Source organism: Pseudomonas sp. Pso3, assembly GCF_055393275.1.
In genome coordinates this window covers 3,198,051-3,215,589 of sequence record NZ_AP043687.1, presented here as the reverse complement: position 1 = coordinate 3,215,589, position 17,539 = coordinate 3,198,051, and the positions used below count along the sequence as shown (strand labels likewise).

At 66.4% G+C, this 17,539-nt stretch carries 16 protein-coding genes and 3 tRNA genes; all 19 read left to right on the top strand.

What is annotated here, in order from left to right:
- Positions 1–7: 7 nt before the first annotated feature.
- Entirely contained in the window at positions 8–1,471 is a 1,464-nt protein-coding gene (gene astD, locus ACZ5R1_RS15195) for a succinylglutamate-semialdehyde dehydrogenase (protein ID WP_464712478.1), read from the top strand.
- Positions 1,468–2,829, top strand: coding sequence for an N-succinylarginine dihydrolase (gene astB / locus ACZ5R1_RS15190; RefSeq protein ID WP_464712477.1), 1,362 nt, complete (start codon positions 1,468–1,470; stop codon positions 2,827–2,829). The genes astD and astB overlap by 4 nt, the downstream gene beginning before the upstream one ends.
- A 14-nt stretch (positions 2,830–2,843) precedes the next feature.
- The gene (locus ACZ5R1_RS15185; RefSeq protein ID WP_007159106.1) at positions 2,844–3,140 is read left to right on the top strand and encodes a hypothetical protein; all 297 of its coding nucleotides are present in this window, start codon (positions 2,844–2,846) and stop codon (positions 3,138–3,140) included.
- Positions 3,141–3,176: 36 nt separating this feature from the next.
- Positions 3,177–4,184, top strand: a complete 1,008-nt coding sequence (astE, locus tag ACZ5R1_RS15180; RefSeq protein ID WP_464712476.1) for a succinylglutamate desuccinylase — start codon at positions 3,177–3,179, stop codon at positions 4,182–4,184.
- 11 nt (positions 4,185–4,195) lie between these two features.
- Positions 4,196–5,194 carry a low-specificity L-threonine aldolase gene (gene ltaE / locus ACZ5R1_RS15175; RefSeq protein WP_288463829.1) on the top strand — a complete coding sequence of 333 codons (999 nt, stop codon included), beginning with the start codon at positions 4,196–4,198 and terminating at the stop codon, positions 5,192–5,194.
- A gap of 185 nt (positions 5,195–5,379) precedes the next feature.
- Positions 5,380–8,004: an alanine--tRNA ligase gene (gene alaS / locus ACZ5R1_RS15170; RefSeq protein ID WP_027596861.1), complete on the top strand. Its 2,625-nt coding sequence runs from the start codon at positions 5,380–5,382 to the stop codon at positions 8,002–8,004.
- Positions 8,005–8,088: 84 nt separating this feature from the next.
- Positions 8,089–9,324, top strand: a complete 1,236-nt coding sequence (locus tag ACZ5R1_RS15165; protein WP_007159102.1) for an aspartate kinase — start codon at positions 8,089–8,091, stop codon at positions 9,322–9,324.
- Positions 9,325–9,479: 155 nt separating this feature from the next.
- Positions 9,480–9,665 (top strand): carbon storage regulator CsrA, encoded by a 186-nt coding sequence (gene csrA, locus ACZ5R1_RS15160; protein WP_007159101.1) that lies wholly within the window; start codon positions 9,480–9,482, stop codon positions 9,663–9,665.
- A 61-nt stretch (positions 9,666–9,726) separates the two neighbouring features.
- A tRNA-Ser gene (locus ACZ5R1_RS15155) sits at positions 9,727–9,817 on the top strand.
- 106 nt (positions 9,818–9,923) lie between these two features.
- Positions 9,924–10,000 (top strand) — tRNA-Arg (locus ACZ5R1_RS15150).
- Between the two features lie 60 nt (positions 10,001–10,060).
- Positions 10,061–10,137 (top strand) — tRNA-Arg (locus ACZ5R1_RS15145).
- A 142-nt stretch (positions 10,138–10,279) separates the two neighbouring features.
- Complete coding sequence (locus ACZ5R1_RS15140; RefSeq protein ID WP_007159100.1) at positions 10,280–10,720, top strand: acyl-CoA thioesterase; 441 nt, start codon at positions 10,280–10,282, stop codon at positions 10,718–10,720.
- A 2-nt stretch (positions 10,721–10,722) separates the two neighbouring features.
- Complete coding sequence (locus ACZ5R1_RS15135; protein ID WP_027596859.1) at positions 10,723–11,721, top strand: tRNA dihydrouridine synthase; 999 nt, start codon at positions 10,723–10,725, stop codon at positions 11,719–11,721.
- 153 nt (positions 11,722–11,874) lie between these two features.
- Complete coding sequence (locus tag ACZ5R1_RS15130) at positions 11,875–13,878, top strand: FUSC family protein (protein WP_288463826.1); 2,004 nt, start codon at positions 11,875–11,877, stop codon at positions 13,876–13,878.
- Entirely contained in the window at positions 13,865–14,068 is a 204-nt protein-coding gene (locus ACZ5R1_RS15125; protein WP_042135685.1) for a DUF1656 domain-containing protein, read from the top strand. Before ACZ5R1_RS15130 ends, ACZ5R1_RS15125 begins: the two co-directional genes overlap by 14 nt.
- Before the next feature lie 28 nt (positions 14,069–14,096).
- Entirely contained in the window at positions 14,097–14,999 is a 903-nt protein-coding gene (locus ACZ5R1_RS15120; RefSeq protein ID WP_027596856.1) for an efflux RND transporter periplasmic adaptor subunit, read from the top strand.
- 96 nt (positions 15,000–15,095) lie between these two features.
- On the top strand, positions 15,096–15,407 hold the full coding sequence (locus ACZ5R1_RS15115; RefSeq protein ID WP_144955319.1) for a DUF485 domain-containing protein: 312 nt from the start codon (positions 15,096–15,098) through the stop codon (positions 15,405–15,407).
- Positions 15,404–17,059: a cation acetate symporter gene (locus ACZ5R1_RS15110; RefSeq protein WP_169854167.1), complete on the top strand. Its 1,656-nt coding sequence runs from the start codon at positions 15,404–15,406 to the stop codon at positions 17,057–17,059. Before ACZ5R1_RS15115 ends, ACZ5R1_RS15110 begins: the two co-directional genes overlap by 4 nt.
- Positions 17,060–17,261: 202 nt before the next feature.
- The gene (locus ACZ5R1_RS15105) at positions 17,262–17,420 is read left to right on the top strand and encodes a DUF3309 family protein (RefSeq protein ID WP_007159093.1); all 159 of its coding nucleotides are present in this window, start codon (positions 17,262–17,264) and stop codon (positions 17,418–17,420) included.
- Positions 17,421–17,539 lie beyond the last annotated feature (119 nt).

The window sequence follows — 17,539 nt, the reverse complement described above, 5'->3', positions numbered from 1 at the left end:
AGAGCTCATGGATAGCCTGTACATAGCGGGACAGTGGTGCCCCGGCAGGGGCGAGGTGTTCAGTTCGCTCGATCCCTACGACGGCGCCGAGCTCTGGCAGGGCGCCGCCGCGGATGCAGCGGACGTCGACCAGGCGATCGCCGCAGCGCGCCAGGCCTTTCCCGCCTGGGAAAGACGCGGCCAGGCCGCGCGCCTGGAGATCCTGCAGGCCTTCGCCCAGGCGCTGCAGCAACGCCGCTCCGCGCTGACCCGGGCCCTCGCCGAGGAAACCGGCAAGCCGCTGTGGGAAGCCGATACCGAACTCGGCAGCATGATCGCCAAGGTGGCCATCTCCGCCCAGGCCGAGGCGGCCCGTAGTGGCGAGCGCTCGGCCAGCGTGGCGGATGCCCGTAGCGTCACCCGTCATCGGCCGCATGGTGTCCTGGCGGTCTTCGGTCCCTACAACTTTCCCGGCCATTTGCCCAACGGCCATATCGTGCCTGCGCTACTGGCCGGCAACACGGTGGTGTTCAAGCCCAGCGAGCTGACGCCGCGTTTTGCCGCTCTGACCCTGGAGTGCTGGATCGCCGCCGGACTGCCGGCCGGGGTGCTCAATCTGGTGCAGGGCGGTCGGACCACTGGTGAGGCCCTGGCCGCGCATCCGGGCCTGGACGGCATCCTCTTCACCGGCTCCAGCGCCACCGGGGCGGCGCTGCATCGGCTCAATGCGGAGCGTCCGCAGCGACTGCTGGCCCTGGAGATGGGCGGCAACAATCCGCTGGTGGTGGCGCCGGTGGCCGATCTGGACGCCGCCGTGGTGACCATCGTCCAGTCGGCCTTTCTCTCCGCGGGGCAGCGCTGCACCTGCGCCCGCCGCCTGCTCGTGCCCCAGGGTGCCTGGGGCGATGCCCTGCTGGCGCGCCTGGTGGCCGTCAGCGCCGGTCTCGGCATCGGTCGCTTTGACGCCGATCCGCCGCCCTTCATGGGCACCGTCATCTCCCTCGCCGCTGCCCAGGCCCTGCTGCGGACCCAGGCCCAGCGTCTGGCGCAGGGGGGGCGGGGACTGCTGGAGCTGCGCCAGCCGGACGCCCGGCGGGCGTTGCTCACGCCGGGGATCATCGAGGTGTCGGACATCGCCGACCTGCCCGACGAAGAGGTCTTCGGGCCGCTGTTGCAGGTCCAGCGCTATGACGACTTCGACCAGGCCCTGGCCCTCGCCAATGCCACCCGCTTCGGGCTGGCGGCCGGGCTGCTGGCCGACGATCCGGCCACCTACGAACGCTTCTGGCAGGGCGTGCGCGCCGGCATCGTCAACTGGAATCGGCCTCTGACCGGAGCGGCCAGCGCGGCGCCCTTCGGTGGCGTCGGTGCCTCGGGCAATCACCGCCCCAGCGCCTACTACGCCGCGGACTACTGCGCCTTCCCGGTCGCCTCGCTGGAAAGCGACGCCCTGACCCTGCCTAGCCAATTGCCTCCAGGATTACCGCTATGAGTCAACTCGCCCCTGCTGCTCGAGAGGTCAATTTCGACGGCCTGGTCGGTCCGACCCACAACTATGCCGGCCTGTCCTATGGCAACGTGGCCTCCCAGGCCAGCAAGCAGCAGTGCTCGAATCCGCGCGAGGCCGCGCGCCAGGGCCTGGCCAAGATGCAGGCGCTGATGGAACTGGGCTTCGAACAGGGCGTGCTGGCCCCCCACGAAAGACCCGACATCGCCTCGCTGCGGCGCCTGGGATTCGCCGGCAGCGATGCCCAGGTGCTGGAAAGCGCCGCACGCGAAGCCTTGCCGCTGCTCCTTTCGGCCAGTTCCGCCTCGGCCATGTGGACGGCCAACGCCGCCACCGTCAGCCCCAGCGCCGACACCCGCGACGGCCGGGTGCATTTCACCCCGGCCAACCTGGCCTGCAAGTTCCACCGCAGCCTCGAACCCAGCACAACAGCGCGCATCCTCCAGGCGATGTTTCGCGATTCCGCGCATTTCCAGCACCATGCGCCGCTGCCCTCGGTGGCCCAGTTCGGCGACGAGGGCGCGGCCAACCACACCCGCTTCAGTCGCGACCATGGCGTTCCGGGCGTGGAATTCTTCGTCTTCGGCCGCAGCGCCTTCGATCCGCGCTATCCCGAGCCTCACCGCTATCCGGCGCGCCAGACCCTGGAAGCCTCCCAGGCCATCGCCCGGCTGCATGGCCTGAGCGAAGAGGGCGTGGTCTTCGCCCAGCAGAATCCGGCGGTAGTGGACCAGGGCGTCTTCCATAACGACGTCATCTCTGTGGGCAACGCCCAGGTGCTGTTCCACCACGAAGACGCTTTTCTCGACAGCGACCGGGTGCTGGACGAACTGCAGGCCAAGCTCGCCCGACGCGGCGGCCAGCTGCAGCGCCTCTGCGTGCGTCGCAGCGAGATCAGCGTCGGCGACGCCGTGCGCTCCTATCTGTTCAACAGCCAGCTACTGGATCGGCCGGGGCAGGGCGCGCTGCTGGTGGTGCCCGACGAGTGCCGGCAGAATCCGGCGGTCTGGGACTATCTGCAGGCCCAGGTCAGCGGCGCGGGCCCGCTGGGCGAGGTCAAGGTCTTCGATCTCAAGCAGAGCATGCAGAACGGCGGCGGCCCCGCCTGCCTGCGGCTGCGGGTGGCGCTCGCCCCTGAGGAGCTGGCCGCGGTGAATCCGGGAGTGCACTTCACCCCGGCGCTGCATGCCCAGTTGCTCGACTGGGTGGATCGGCACTACCGCGACCGCCTGGCACCGACGGATCTCGCCGATCCCCAGTTGCTGGGCGAGGTCCGCACCGCCCTCGACGAGTTGACCCAGTTGCTGGGCCTCGGCTCGGTCTATCCCTTTCAATTGCCCTGACGTCCGGAGCCCCCATGAGCAATCGTCTCGATCTCATCCTCGAACCCACCGCCGACGAGCAGCAGACGCTGCAGGTCCAGCGCCTGGCCATCCGCCTGGCCGGTCGCGACCTCTGGCTGGAAGCCGATGGCGCCGGTGGCCTCAATATCTTCGCTGACTCCCAGGATGACGAAGAGCAGACCCCGGTCCTGGTGCTGCGCCCTCAGGCCCTCAATGCCCTGGGCCTGTCCATCGCCCTGGAGACCTTCGCCGACGACGGCGATGAGAATCATGTGCATGACGCCGATTGCGGTTGCGGCCACGATCATTGAGTATCTAGCGCGACACGTCGCTCAGCGGAGTAGAGCATGGCTGCATCTGAACGTTATCGGTTGGCGCTTGGCCGCCTGCTGGACCTGACCCTGGCCGGCCGCGAGCCGACCGAGAAGATTCAACTGACTGCCGACGGCACCCGTCTCCACTGGCTGACCGAAGGCGTGCTGGAAGTCACCCCGCCGGTGGCGCGCGACAACCGCATGGACCTGCTGCTCTCGGCGGGCATCCATGGCAACGAAACGGCGCCCATGGAGCTGCTCGACGAGTTGCTCGGCGGCATCGCCAGCGGCGCCCTGCGTCCCGCCTGCCGTCTGTTGTTCATGTTCGGCAATCCCGACGCCATGCGCCGCGGCACCCGCTATGTCGAGCAGGACCTGAATCGCCTGTTCAACGGCCGCCATACCCAGGCCGAAGGCTCCGAGGCGCAACGCGCCAACGACCTGGAACGCCTGTCCGCGCAATTCTTCAGCAAGCCGGATCGAGCGCGCCTGCACTACGACCTGCACACCGCGCTGCGGGCCTCGGCGCTGCCGCGTTTCGCCCTCTATCCCTGGAGCGCCGGGCGCGAGCATTCGGAAGCCGAGTTGCAGCGTCTCGAAGCCGCCGGTATCGAAGCCGTGCTGCTCTACGACAAGCCGGGCATCACCTTCAGCGCCTATACCTATGCCGAGTGCCAGGCCGAAGCCCTGACCCTGGAGCTGGGCCAGGCGCGGCCCTTTGGCGAGAACAGCGAACTCGACCTGAGTCGCCTGCGGCTGCTGCTCGAGGCGCTGATCGAAGGCCGCGAAGCCGAGCTGCCGCCGCCGGATTCCTCTTTGCTGAGATTCCGCGTGGCGCGCCAGGTGTACAAATCCAGTCCGCGCTTCCAGTTGCACCTGGCCGACGACGTGGCCAACTTCTCGCCGCTGCGCCAGGGTTCGCTGCTGGCCGAAGACGGCAGCGAGCGCTGGATCGTCGACGAAGCCGAGGCGCGCATCATCTTTCCCAATCCCAAGGTCGCCGTCGGCCTGCGGGCCGGACTCATCGTGGTCCCGGCCTAAGGAGCGACCTCATGATCGATCTGCGCAGCGATACCGTCACCCAGCCCACCCCGGCCATGCGTCAGGCCATGCTGGCCGCCGAGCTGGGCGATGACGTCTATGGCGAAGACCCTACCGTCACCCGCCTGGAACAGCGTCTGGCGGGCGATCTGGGCCTGGAAGCCGGACTCTTCGTGCCCAGCGGCACTATGAGTAATCTGCTCGGACTGCTGGCGCACTGCGAGCGGGGCGACGAATACCTGGTCGGCCAGCAGGCCCATACCTACAAGTACGAAGGGGGCGGCGCTGCGGTGCTCGGTTCCATCCAGCCGCAACCCATAGAGATGGCCGCCGATGGCAGCCTCGACCTCGATCTGGTGCGCAGCTACATCAAGGCCGATGACTTCCACTTCGCTCGCACCCGGCTGCTGGCCCTGGAAAACACCATGCACGGCAAGGTGCTGCCGCTGACCTATCTGGCCGCGGCACGCGCCTTCACCCGGGAGCACGGCCTGGCCCTGCATCTGGACGGCGCGCGGCTGTACAACGCCGCGGTCAAGCTCGGGGTACCGGCGCGCGAGATCAGCCAGCATTTCGATTCGGTATCGGTCTGCCTGTCCAAGGGCCTCGGCGCGCCGGTGGGGTCGGTGCTCTGCGGCGATGCCGCCCTGATCGCCAAGGCGCGCCGCTGGCGCAAGGTGGTCGGCGGCGGCATGCGCCAGGCCGGCATGCTGGCAGCGGCCGGTCTGCATGCCCTCGACCACCAGGTCGAGCGCCTGGCCGAGGACCATGCCCACGCGGCGCAGCTCGGCACCGCCCTGGCCGAACTCGGCTATCAGGTGGAGCCGGTGCAGACCAACATGGTCTACCTCGCCCTGGGCGACGGGGCGCCCGCCCTGCAGGCCTTCCTGGCCGAACGCGGCATCCGCATCAGTCCTGCGCCGCGCCTGCGACTGGTCACCCATCTGGACGTCAGCCCCGCCGATATCGAGGCGGTCATCGCCGCTTTCGCCACCTACCGCCGCCGCTAAGTCTTCCGACGACGTTTTTCCTGCGCAACCGGGGCGACACCGGGGCGCAGGCGTCGATATACTCCCAGACATGCGTGTCCGTTTTCCGCACGTGCCGCGTCTGCGGCGCCCGCTCCGTTCGTCTCGTCTGCGATCCAGTCGGATGCCCGTCACGCGCGTCGAAAAGCCCATTGTCTGGAATGAATATGAAAAGCGCCGAAATCCGTGAAGCCTTCCTCCGCTTCTTCGAAGAGAAGGGGCACACCCGGGTCGCCTCCAGTTCGCTGATCCCCGCGAACGATCCGACCCTGCTGTTCACCAACGCCGGGATGAACCAGTTCAAGGACTGCTTCCTCGGCATGGAAAAGCGCAGCTACACCCGCGCCGCCACCAGCCAGAAGTGCGTGCGCGCGGGCGGCAAGCACAACGACCTGGAGAACGTCGGCTACACGGCGCGTCACCACACCTTCTTCGAGATGCTGGGCAACTTCAGCTTCGGCGACTACTTCAAGCGCGACGCCATCACCTTCGCCTGGGAATTCCTCACCTCGCCTCAGTGGCTGGGTCTGCCCCGGGAAAAGCTCTGGGTCACCGTCTACGCCACCGATGACGAGGCCTACGACATCTGGACCAAGGAAGTCGGGGTGCCCGAGGCGCAGATGGTGCGCATCGGCGACAACAAGGGCGCGCCCTATGCCTCGGACAACTTCTGGACCATGGGTGATACCGGTCCCTGCGGCCCCTGCACCGAGATCTTCTTCGACCACGGTCCCGAGATCTGGGGCGGCCCGCCCGGCTCGCCGGAAGAAGACGGCGATCGCTACATCGAGATCTGGAACAACGTCTTCATGCAGTTCAACCGCACCGCCGATGGCGTCCTGCATCCGCTGCCGGCGCCCAGCGTCGACACCGGCATGGGCCTGGAGCGGGTGAGCGCCGTGCTGCAGCACGTGCACTCGAACTACGAGATCGATCTGTTCCAGCAGCTGCTGGCGGCCTCGGCCGAGGCCATCGGTTGCGCCAACGACGACGCCCCCTCGCTCAAGGTGGTGGCCGACCACATCCGTTCCTGCAGCTTCCTGATCGCCGATGGCGTGCTGCCGTCCAACGAAGGCCGTGGCTACGTGCTGCGTCGCATCATTCGTCGCGCCTGCCGCCACGGCAACAAGCTGGGCGCCAAGGGCACCTTCTTCCACAAGATCGTCGCCGCCCTGGTGGCCGAGATGGGCCAGGCCTATCCCGAGCTGGTCCAGCAGCAGGCGCACATCGAGCGCGTGCTGCGCACCGAGGAAGAGCAGTTCGCCAAGACCCTGGAGCAGGGCCTGAAGATCCTCGAACAGGATCTGGCGCAGCTGCAGGGCGACACCATTCCCGGTGACGTGGTGTTCAAGCTCTATGACACCTACGGCTTCCCGGTCGACCTGACCAACGACATCGCCCGCGAGCGCAACCTCAACCTCGACGAGGCTGGTTTCGAGCGCGAGATGGAAGCCCAGCGCGAGCGCGCCCGCTCCGCCAGCGCCTTCGGCGTGGACTACAACAGCCTGGTCAAGGTCGAGGGCGAGACCCGCTTCCTCGGCTACGACACCACCAGCGCCTCGGGCACCATCGTCGCCCTGTACCGCGCCGGCCAGCCGGTGGACAGCCTCGCCGAAGGCGAGGAGGGCGTGGTCATCCTCGACCAGACGCCGTTCTATGGTGAATCCGGTGGCCAGGTCGGCGACACCGGTACCCTGGAAAGCGCCGGCGTTGGCTTCGCCGTGCGCGACACCACCAAGACCCAGGGGGCCTTCCTGCACCATGGCGTGGTGACCAAGGGCAGCCTCAACGTCGGCACCGCGCTGATGGCCCAGGTTGATGCCGGGCGCCGCCAGGGCATCGCCCTGAACCACTCCGGTACCCACCTGCTGCACGCCGCCCTGCGCCAGGTGCTGGGCGACCATGTCCACCAGAAGGGCTCCCTGGTCAACGACCAGCGCCTGAGATTCGACTTTAGCCACTTCGAGGCCATCAAGCCCGAGGAGCTCAAGCGCATCGAGACCATCGTCAACGAAGAGATCCGCAAGAACAGCGCGGTGACCACCGAGGTCATGGCCATCGACGAGGCCAAGGCCCGCGGCGCCATGGCGCTGTTCGGCGAGAAGTACGGTGACGTGGTGCGCGTGGTCGGCATGGGCGGTGAATTCTCCGTCGAGCTGTGCGGCGGCACCCACGTCGCCCAGACCGGCGACATCGGCCTGCTCAAGCTGGTCAGCGAAGGCGGCGTGGCCTCCGGCGTGCGCCGTGTGGAAGCCATCACCGGCACCGCGGCCCTGGCCTACCTCAACAGCGCCGAAGAGCAGCTGCGCGAAGCCGCCAGCCTGCTCAAGGGCAGTCGCGACAACGTGCTGGACAAGCTGGCCGCGCTGGTCGAGCGCAATCGCCAGCTGGAAAAGGAAATCGAGCAGCTCAAGGCCAAGGCCGCCAGTGCCTCGGCTGGTGATCTGGTGGACCAGGCGCAGGACGTCAAGGGCGCCAAGGTGCTGACCGCGCGCCTCGACGGTCTCGACGGCAAGGCGCTGCTGGCGCTGGTCGACCAGCTCAAGAACAAGCTCGGCAGCGGCATGATCCTGCTCGGTGGCGAAGCCGACGGCAAGGTGGTGCTGGTGGCCGGCGTCACCGCCGACCTGACCGCCAGGCTCAAGGCCGGCGAGCTGATGAAGCGCGCCGCGGCCGTGGTCGGTGGCAAGGGCGGCGGTCGTCCGGACATGGCTCAGGGCGGCGGCACCGATGCCAGCCAGCTTGAAGCGGCCCTGGCCTGCGCCGCGCAGTACGCCGAGGAAAGCCTCTAAGAGCGCTGCGGGTCGCCGGGGAGGGCGGCCCGCTTCCTCCCTCAACAACTTGAATCAGATTTTTCTGCGGACGGGCAGCAAGCAATGGCATTGATCGTACAGAAATTCGGCGGTACCTCGGTGGGTACGGTGGAGCGTATCGAGCAGGTCGCCGAGAAGGTGAAACGCTTCCATGAGGCGGGCGACCAGATCGTGGTGGTGGTATCGGCCATGAGTGGCGAGACCAATCGCCTGATCGGCCTCGCCAAGCAGATCATGGAGCAACCCGATCCGCGCGAGCTGGATGTCATGGTCTCCACCGGCGAGCAGGTCACCATCGGCCTGCTGGCCATGGCGCTGCTCAAGCGCGGCGTCCAGGCGGTGTCCTATACCGGCAACCAGGTGCGCATCCTCACCGACAGCGCCCACACCAAGGCGCGCATCCAGCAGATCGACGACGCCCGCATCCGCGCCGAGCTCAAGGCCGGCAAGGTGGTGGTCGTGGCCGGCTTCCAGGGCGTTGACGAGCAGGGCAACATCACCACCCTGGGTCGCGGTGGCTCCGACACCACCGGCGTGGCCCTGGCGGCCGCGCTGAAGGCCGACGAGTGCCAGATCTATACCGACGTCGACGGCGTCTACACCACCGATCCGCGCGTGGTGCCCCAGGCCCAGCGCCTGGACAAGATCACCTTCGAGGAAATGCTGGAAATGGCCAGCCTCGGCTCCAAGGTGCTGCAGATCCGTTCGGTGGAGTTCGCCGGCAAGTACAACGTGCCGCTGCGCGTGCTGCACAGCTTTCAGGAGGGTCCGGGCACCCTCATTACCCTTGATGAAGAGGAATCCATGGAACAGCCGATCATCTCCGGCATCGCCTTCAACCGTGACGAAGCCAAGCTGACCATTCGCGGTGTGCCGGATACCCCCGGCGTGGCCTTCAAGATCCTCGGCCCGATCAGCGCGGCCAACATCGAAGTCGACATGATCGTGCAGAACGTCGCGCACGATAACACCACCGACTTCACCTTCACCGTGCACCGCAACGACTACCAGAGCGCCCTGGAGATCCTCAAGCGCACCGGCGTCGAGATCGGCGCTCGGGAGTCCGTCGGCGACACCAAGATCGCCAAGGTCTCCATCGTCGGCGTCGGCATGAGATCCCATGCCGGCGTGGCCAGCCAGATGTTCGAAGCCCTGGCCAAGGAGAGCATCAACATCCAGATGATCTCCACTTCCGAGATCAAGGTGTCGGTGGTCATCGAGGAGAAATACCTCGAACTCGCCGTCCGCGCCCTGCACACCGCCTTCGAACTCGACGCCCCCGCACGCGGCGCCGAGTGACCTGCCAGATGAGGTTCCTGCCACAGGGACCTCATCCGACGCGGGTTCTGCGGAACTTTACTTGCATGGACAGAGGTCAATAGCGACTAGAGGGTCCATTCAGGGATCGTTTCGGTTCATACGTGCAGACTGAGTTAAAGCTTAAGGAGAATGGAATGCTTATTTTGACTCGTCGGGTTGGTGAGACCCTGATGGTGGGTGATGAAGTCACCGTGACGGTACTGGGAGTCAAGGGCAACCAGGTCCGCATCGGCGTCAATGCGCCCAAGGAAGTCGCGGTTCATCGCGAGGAAATCTACCAGCGCATCCAGAAGGAAAAGGACCAAGAACCAAACCACTGATTTTTTTTGAATTTTTCTCTTTGCAAACGGGCAAACCTTCGATATAGTTTCGCCCCGTTGCGGTGAGGTGGCCGAGTGGCCGAAGGCGCTCCCCTGCTAAGGGAGTACACCTCAAAAGGGTGTCGAGGGTTCGAATCCCTCCCTCACCGCCATTTGCTTCAAACTGGCTCCGCTGTACTGACCGATTGGTAAGTACCTGATAAACAAGCAAATTTGCTTGACACGTCAGAAACGGAAGCTAGAATACGCAGCTTCAACGCACTCGTAGCTCAGCTGGATAGAGTACTCGGCTACGAACCGAGCGGTCGGAGGTTCGAATCCTCCCGAGTGCGCCAAATCGACGAAGCCTCTGGCTTCAGCAGTACCAGCGGTGTTCTGGCTAAACGCACCGAAACGCACTCGTAGCTCAGCTGGATAGAGTACTCGGCTACGAACCGAGCGGTCGGAGGTTCGAATCCTCCCGAGTGCGCCAAACATGAAGAAGGGCCTGCAGCGATGCAGGCCCTTTTTTATTGTCTGCGGATTCGTGCCAGTATCCGCGACCGTTGGCCTGGCCAGGATTCCGTCCGGTCAGGCCGTGCGTCTTTTGACCTTGCCCGCGAGAGGGTCTCTTCATGCAGTGGGACAGACCGACTCCCCACCTCCTGCCGCTGCGCATCGGTGCCGAGCACATCGACGGCCTGGGTCATGCCAACAACGCCGTCTACGTCAGCTGGCTCGAACAGTGCGCCTGGCAGCATTCGGCGGCCCTGGGCCTGGATCTCGCCACCTTCCAGCGGCTGGATCGTGCCATGGCCGTGGTGCGCCACGAGATCGACTATCTCAGCAGCGGCTATCAGGACGATGAGCTGGTATTGGGCACCTGGCTGGTGGACTGGGATCGTCGTCTGCGCATGACCCGGCAATTCCAGCTGCAGCGTCCCGCCGATGGTGTGACCCTGCTGCGCGCCCGGACGACCTTCGTCTGCATCGAGCTGTCTTCCGGCAAGCCCAGGCGCATGCCACCCGAATTCCTGGCCGGTTATGGCCAGGCGCTGCCTGGCGAGGACGTCTGAGCATGGAAATCGCCCTGGCGCCCATGGAGGGCCTCGTCGACGACATCCTGCGGGAATTGCTGACCGAGGTCGGTGGACTCGATTGGTGCGTGAGCGAATTCATCCGTGTCTGCGATCGCCTGCTGCCGGCGGCGGCCTTCGCCAAGCTGGCACCTGAGCTGGAGCAGGGCGCGCGCACGCCGTCCGGTACGCCCATGCGGGTGCAACTGCTGGGTTCGGATCCGGCCTGCCTGGCCGACAACGCGGCCTTCGCCTGCACCCTGGGCGCCCCGGTGATCGATCTCAACTTCGGCTGCCCGGCCAAGACCGTCAACAAGTCCCGCGGCGGGGCGGTGCTGCTCAAGGAGCCGGAGCTGCTCAACCGGATCGTCGAGAGCGTGCGCCAGGCCGTGCCGGCGCACATTCCGGTCACCGCCAAGATGCGCCTGGGCTACGACAGTCCGAACGCCGCCCTGGCCTGCGCCGAGGCCCTGGTCGAGGGTGGCGCGGCGCAACTGGTGGTCCATGCGCGGACCAAGGTCGAGGGCTACAAGCCGCCGGCGCACTGGGAATGGGTGGCGCGGGTGGCCGACCGGGTATCCGTGCCGGTGCTGGCCAACGGCGAGATCTGGACCCTGGACGACTACTGGCGTTGCCGCAGCGTCAGCGGCCAGGCCTCGGTGATGCTGGGGCGCGGCCTGGTCTCGCGGCCGGACCTGGCGCTGCAGATCGCCGCGGCGGTGCGCGGAGAGGAGACCGCGCCGCAGAGCTGGGCCGAGATCCTGCCGCGGGTGCAACGCTTCTGGGTCATGGCGCAACGCAAGCTGGCGCCGCGCTACGCCCCCGGTCGCCTCAAGCAGTGGCTGGGCATGCTGACCCGCAGCTATCCCGAGGCCGCGGCCCTGTTCGCCGAGGTGCGGCGCGAATCCGATTGCGCCCTGATCGACCGCCTGCTCGGCATGGCCGGGCACAATCCAGCCGAACTTGATCTCGATCAAGAACGCCGGCCGCAACTCGTCTAGTCTCTGGGGAGTGGTGACGACGGAGCGTCGTCGCTCGAGCACGCAAGGCACTTCAGGCGACCCCGGGTCGCCTTTTTTTCGTCTGGGCGCCCGCCTGGAACTTCGCCTGGGCCACGCGGCCTATGCTGGACCCCCTGCACACCAAGAGCCGACGTGCGCCTACCCTGGACGGTCTTTCTCGCACCCACGCCTGCGGCACTACTCTTTGCCGGCAAGACCCTGTTCGCCGCCGGACTGGCGCTCTGGCTGGCCTTTCGTTTCAGTCTCGAACAACCGGTCTGGGCCTGCATGACGGTGATGATCGTCTCCCAGCCGCTGTCCGGCATGGTGCTGGCCAAGGGCCTGTTCCGCCTGCTCGGCACCATTGCCGGCACCTGCATGGCGGTGGTGCTCATGGGCTTCTTCGCCCAGACGCCCTGGCTGTTCCTCCTGGCCCTGGCCGGCTGGATGGCCCTCTGCACGGCAGCCTCGACCCTGCTGCGCAACCATGTCGCCTATGGCTTCGTGCTGGCCGGCTATACCGTCGCCATCATCGGCCTGCCTGCCATTGCCCATCCGCTGACCGTGTTCGACCAGGCGGTGGCCCGCTGCACCGAGATCTGCCTGGGTATCGTCGTGGCCTCGGCGGTCAGCGCGCTGTTCTGGCCACAGCGCGTGGAGCAGAACCTGGCCGCCCAGGCGCGGCGCACCTGGGAGCAGGGCGTGGCTGCGGCGCGGGCGGAGCTGGCCGAGGCCCAGGATGCCACCCAGGGTCTGCTGGCCATGCTTGGCCAGGTGGTGGCGGTGGATGCCCAGCGCGACCACGCCTGGTTCGAAGGTCAGCGCGGCCGGCAACGCGCCAGGGCGTTGCGCCTGCTCTCGCGGGATCTGCTCAGCCTGCTGCGCACCGCCCGTGGTGCCATGCGCCAGTGGCGTGGTCTGGACGAGCCGAGAAGGGCCGCTCTGCAGCCCTGGCGCGACGAACTGCTCACGACCCTGGCCGACCCCCAGGCGTCTGCCCTGGAGGCCCTCCTGCAGCGTCTGAGAGAGGCTGCGGGCACCGCCCCGGAGCTGGACAACGATCAGCGCTACCTGCTGGCCCGTTTCGCCATCCTGCTGGACAAGATCCTGCTGGCCGGTCGCGCCCTGGACAGCGTCCACACGGCCCAGCTCAGCGCCGTGGCGCCCTCGGCACTGGCGCGTCATCGCGATGTGCAGACGGCACTGCTCTACGGCCTGCGCAGCGCCTGTGCGCTGCTGGTCGTGGGCGTCTTCTGGCTGGCCAGCGCCTGGCCCTCGGCGCCGGGTGCCATGCTCATGGCCGGGGTCATCTGCAGCCTGTTCGCCAATCGCGACAACGCCGCCACCATCGGCCTCGGCTTCCTGCGGGGCATCCTCTATGCCGCGCCAGTCGCCATCCTGGTCAGCCAGGTGCTGCTGCCGCAGATCAGCGGCTATCCGCTGCTGTGCCTGGTGCTGGGGGTGCCACTGTTCTTTGCCGCCCTGGGGATGGCCGGACCGCCGGGCGTGGTGGGGACGGCGACGGCCTTCGCCATCCATCTGCTGGTGCTGGTCTCGCCCAGCAACCACGGCCAGGTGGAGATGGGCGCCTTGCTCAACCAGTTGCAGAGTCTATTGATCGGCGTCGGTTCGGCCGTGCTGATGTTCCGGCTGATCAGTCTACGCACGCCGCGGCGCACCAGCCGCCGCATCCTCGAGGCCACCACCTACGACCTGCAGCGACTGACCACGGTCCCCCTAGCCAACGCCGAGACCTGGTTCGGCGGGCGCATGGCGGATCGCCTGCTACTGCTGGCGCGACATATCGAGCAGCTGTCGGCCAGCGAACGCGGGCGCTGGGAGCAGGGGCTGCTGGCGCTGGACCTGGGCAATGAGTTACTGCATCTGCGCGCCTGCCTGGCAGGTGCCCAGGGCGAGGTGCCCCGGGCGCGGGATGCCTTTCTCGGCCGCTTCGCCGAACAGCTGGAGGTGGGCTTCGGTAACCTGCAGCCGGGCGCGCTGGACGCGGCGGCAGAGCGTCTGCGACAGGCGCTGCACCAGGCGCCAGACGATGAGCCGCATCGGTTGGCGCGCGGCGCCATCGGCCAGCTCCAGCAGACCTGGCGCAGCTGTTGTCTAGAGGCGGTAGCGGAGGAGGGTGCGGATGAATCTGCATGAATGGGCCATCGGCGGGGTCTACCTGGGGCCGCTGTTCGTCTATGGCGTCCTGGCGCTGCTGCTGACGGCGCTGTCGCTGTGGCTGCTGCAGCGCAGTGGCCTGGGCCGCCATCTCTGGCACAGCGCCCTGTTCGGTTGCGCGCTGTTCGTGCTGTGGCTGGCCGGCCTCGTGGCCGTGCTGGCCACCTGAGCCCCATAACAAGAGGATCGACAAGGCGATGCACAAGACCCTGCGTGTGGCGATAACCCTGATCGTGGTACTGCTCGCCATCCTGGCCGGCACCTGGCTGTGGCACTTCTATCTCTATACGCCCTGGACGCGCGATGCGCGGGTGCGCGCCGATGTGGTGGTGGTCGCGCCCGACGTATCGGGCTGGGTGACGCGCCTGGCGGTGGTCGACAACCAGCTGGTGAAGCCGGGCGATCTGCTCCTGCAGATCGATCAGCAGCGTTACCAGGCCAATCTCGCCCATGCCAAGGCGGTGGCCGAGACGCGCCAGCAACAACTGCGCCTGCGTGAGAGCGAAGCCGCCCGGCGTCAACGGCTGGGCACCAGTGCCATCAGCGCCGAAGATCGCGAGACCGCCCAGGTCAACGTGGCGGTCGCCCGCAGCCAGTACCAGGAAGCCCTGAGCGATGTGAACCTGGCCCAGATCAACCTGGATCGCAGCCGGGTGCTGGCGCCGCGGGAAGGGCGGATCACCAACCTCAGATTCGCCGAGGGCAACTATGTGCAGACCGGCCAGGCGGTGATGGCCCTGGTGGATACCCGCTCCTTCTACGTCATGGCCTATTTCGAAGAGACCAAGATTCCCCACATCCACCCCGGCGATGCGGTACGGGTGCGCCTGATGAACCAGGCGGCGCCCCTGCAGGGGCGGGTGGCGAGCATCAGCAGCGGCATCACCGATCGCAACGCGGCCAGCGATACCCAGCTGCTGGCCAACGTCGAGCCGACGTTCAACTGGGTGCGCCTGGCGCAGCGCATCCCGGTGCGCATCGAACTGCTGGACGTCCCCGCGGATATCCACCTCAGCGCGGGGATGACGGCAAGCGTTTCCGTGCTCGATGGCGAGGGTCACCACCCGCTGCAGGGCTGGCGTCGGCTCTGGGATTACTAAGGTCTGGAGGGGTACGACTAAAGTCGTCTGGAAGCCTTACCGGGCGGGCCTAGAGTAGAGCTCGACGCTCCCGTCATGCTGTAAGGAACAACAATAATGAATGACAGCACCTACCGGCGGATTGAAGCCAGTCCGCGTTTCCAAGAACTGGTGACCAAGCGCGGGCGCTTCGCCTGGACGCTTTCCGCCATCATGCTCGGACTCTATTCCGCCTTCATCCTCCTGATCGCCTTCGCGCCCAAGGTTCTCGCGACCCGTATCCATGCGGAAGCCGCCATGACCTGGGGCATTCCCCTGGGCGTCGGTCTGATCCTTTCGGCCTTCGTCCTGACCGGCATCTATGTGCGCCGGGCCAATGGCGAGTTCGATCGGCTCAACGCGGAAATCCTCCGGGAGGTGCAGCCATGAGACGTCTTTCCCTGGCCGCCGCGCTGCTGGCCCTCTCGCCTGCGCTCTGGGCCGCCGATGCCATCAGTGGCGCGGTCCAGCGCCAACCCCTGAACGTCTCCGCCATCCTGATGTTCGTCGCCTTCGTCGGTGCCACCCTGGGCATCACCTACTGGGCTTCCAAGCGTAACCGCTCCGCCGCCGACTACTACGCCGCCGGTGGCCGCATCACCGGGTTCCAGAACGGCCTGGCCATCGCTGGCGACTACATGTCGGCCGCCTCCTTCCTGGGCATTTCCGCCCTGGTGTTCACCTCCGGCTACGACGGCCTGATCTACTCCATCGGCTTCCTGGTGGGCTGGCCGATCATCCTGTTCCTGATCGCCGAGCGCCTGCGCAACCTCGGCAAGTACACCTTCGCCGACGTGGCCTCCTATCGCCTCAAGCAGAAGGACATCCGGACCCTGTCCGCCTGCGGCTCGCTGGTGGTGGTCGCCCTCTATCTGATTGCCCAGATGGTCGGTGCCGGCAAGCTGATCCAGCTGCTGTTCGGCCTGGACTACACCCTGGCCGTGGTGCTGGTGGGTATCCTCATGGTGCTCTATGTCCTCTTCGGCGGCATGCTGGCCACCACCTGGGTACAGATCATCAAGGCGGTGCTGCTGCTGTCCGGTGCCAGCTTCATGGCCTTCATGGTAATGAAGCACGTCGGCTTCGACTTCAACCGCCTGTTCGCCGAAGCCATCGCCGTGCATCCCAAGGGTGAAGCCATCATGAGTCCCGGTGGCCTGGTGAAGGATCCGATCTCGGCCTTCTCCCTGGGTCTGGCGCTGATGTTCGGCACCGCCGGGCTGCCGCACATCCTGATGCGCTTCTTCACCGTCAGTGACGCCAAGGAAGCGCGCAAGAGCGTGTTCTACGCCACCGGCTTCATCGGCTACTTCTACATCCTGACCTTCATCATCGGCTTTGGCGCCATCCTGCTGGTCAGCACCAATCCGGCCTTCAAGGACGCCGCCGGCGCCCTGCTGGGCGGCAACAACATGGCGGCGGTGCACCTGGCCAACGCCGTGGGCGGCAGCATCTTCCTCGGCTTCATCTCGGCGGTGGCCTTCGCCACCATCCTGGCGGTGGTCGCCGGTCTGACCCTGGCCGGTGCCTCGGCGGTCTCCCACGACCTCTACGCCAGCGTGATCAAGAAGGGCAAAGCCAACGAGAAGGACGAAATCCGCGTTTCCAAGATGACCACCGTGGCGCTGGGTGTGGTCGCCATCGCCTTGGGCATCCTCTTCGAGAAGCAGAACATCGCCTTCATGGTGGGCCTGGCCTTCTCCATCGCGGCCAGCTGCAACTTCCCCATCCTGCTGCTCTCGATGTACTGGAAGCGTCTGACCACCCGGGGCGCCATGATCGGTGGCTGGCTCGGCCTGATCACCGCGGTGGCCCTGATGGTGCTCGGCCCGACCATCTGGGTGACCATCCTCGGTCATGCCAAGCCGATCTACCCCTATGAATACCCGGCGCTGTTCTCCATCGCCGTGGCCTTCATCGGCATCTGGTTCTTCTCCATCACCGACAAGTCGGCGGCTGCCGAAGAGGAGCGGGCACGCTTCTATCCGCAGTTCGTGAGATCCCAGACCGGCCTGGGTGCCAGTGGCGCTGTGGCCCACTGACAGCCAGCTGCGACAAGACCAAGCCCGGATCCCTGATCCGGGCTTTTTCGTGCGCTGGCACCTGGGAGGCGGCGAGGCGGGCAGGGTTAGCTGACGACGTCGGGATTTTCCGCCGCTGGCGCAGGTCCATGGAATAAGCCCGTCGCTTCGTATCATCCTGTTACGGCGGCGGTCGACCCTTGGCCTTCATGGAGAATGGCAGATGACTCTCTCGACCATCCTGGTTCTGGTGCTGCTGGTCCTGCTCATCGGCGGACTTCCGGTGTTTCCGCATTCGCGCAGCTGGGGCTATGGCCCGTCCGGCATCGTGGGCGCCATTTTGGTCGTCCTGCTGGTACTGCTGCTGCTGGGCATGATCTAGACCCTGACGGTCGCCTGAAAATGCCCCACAAAGGTGCGTTGGACAAAGTTCTTGCCCAATGCGGTGCAGCGCGGTAACGTCGGCTTTCCGGCCTGCCTTGCCGAGTGCTGTAAACAAAA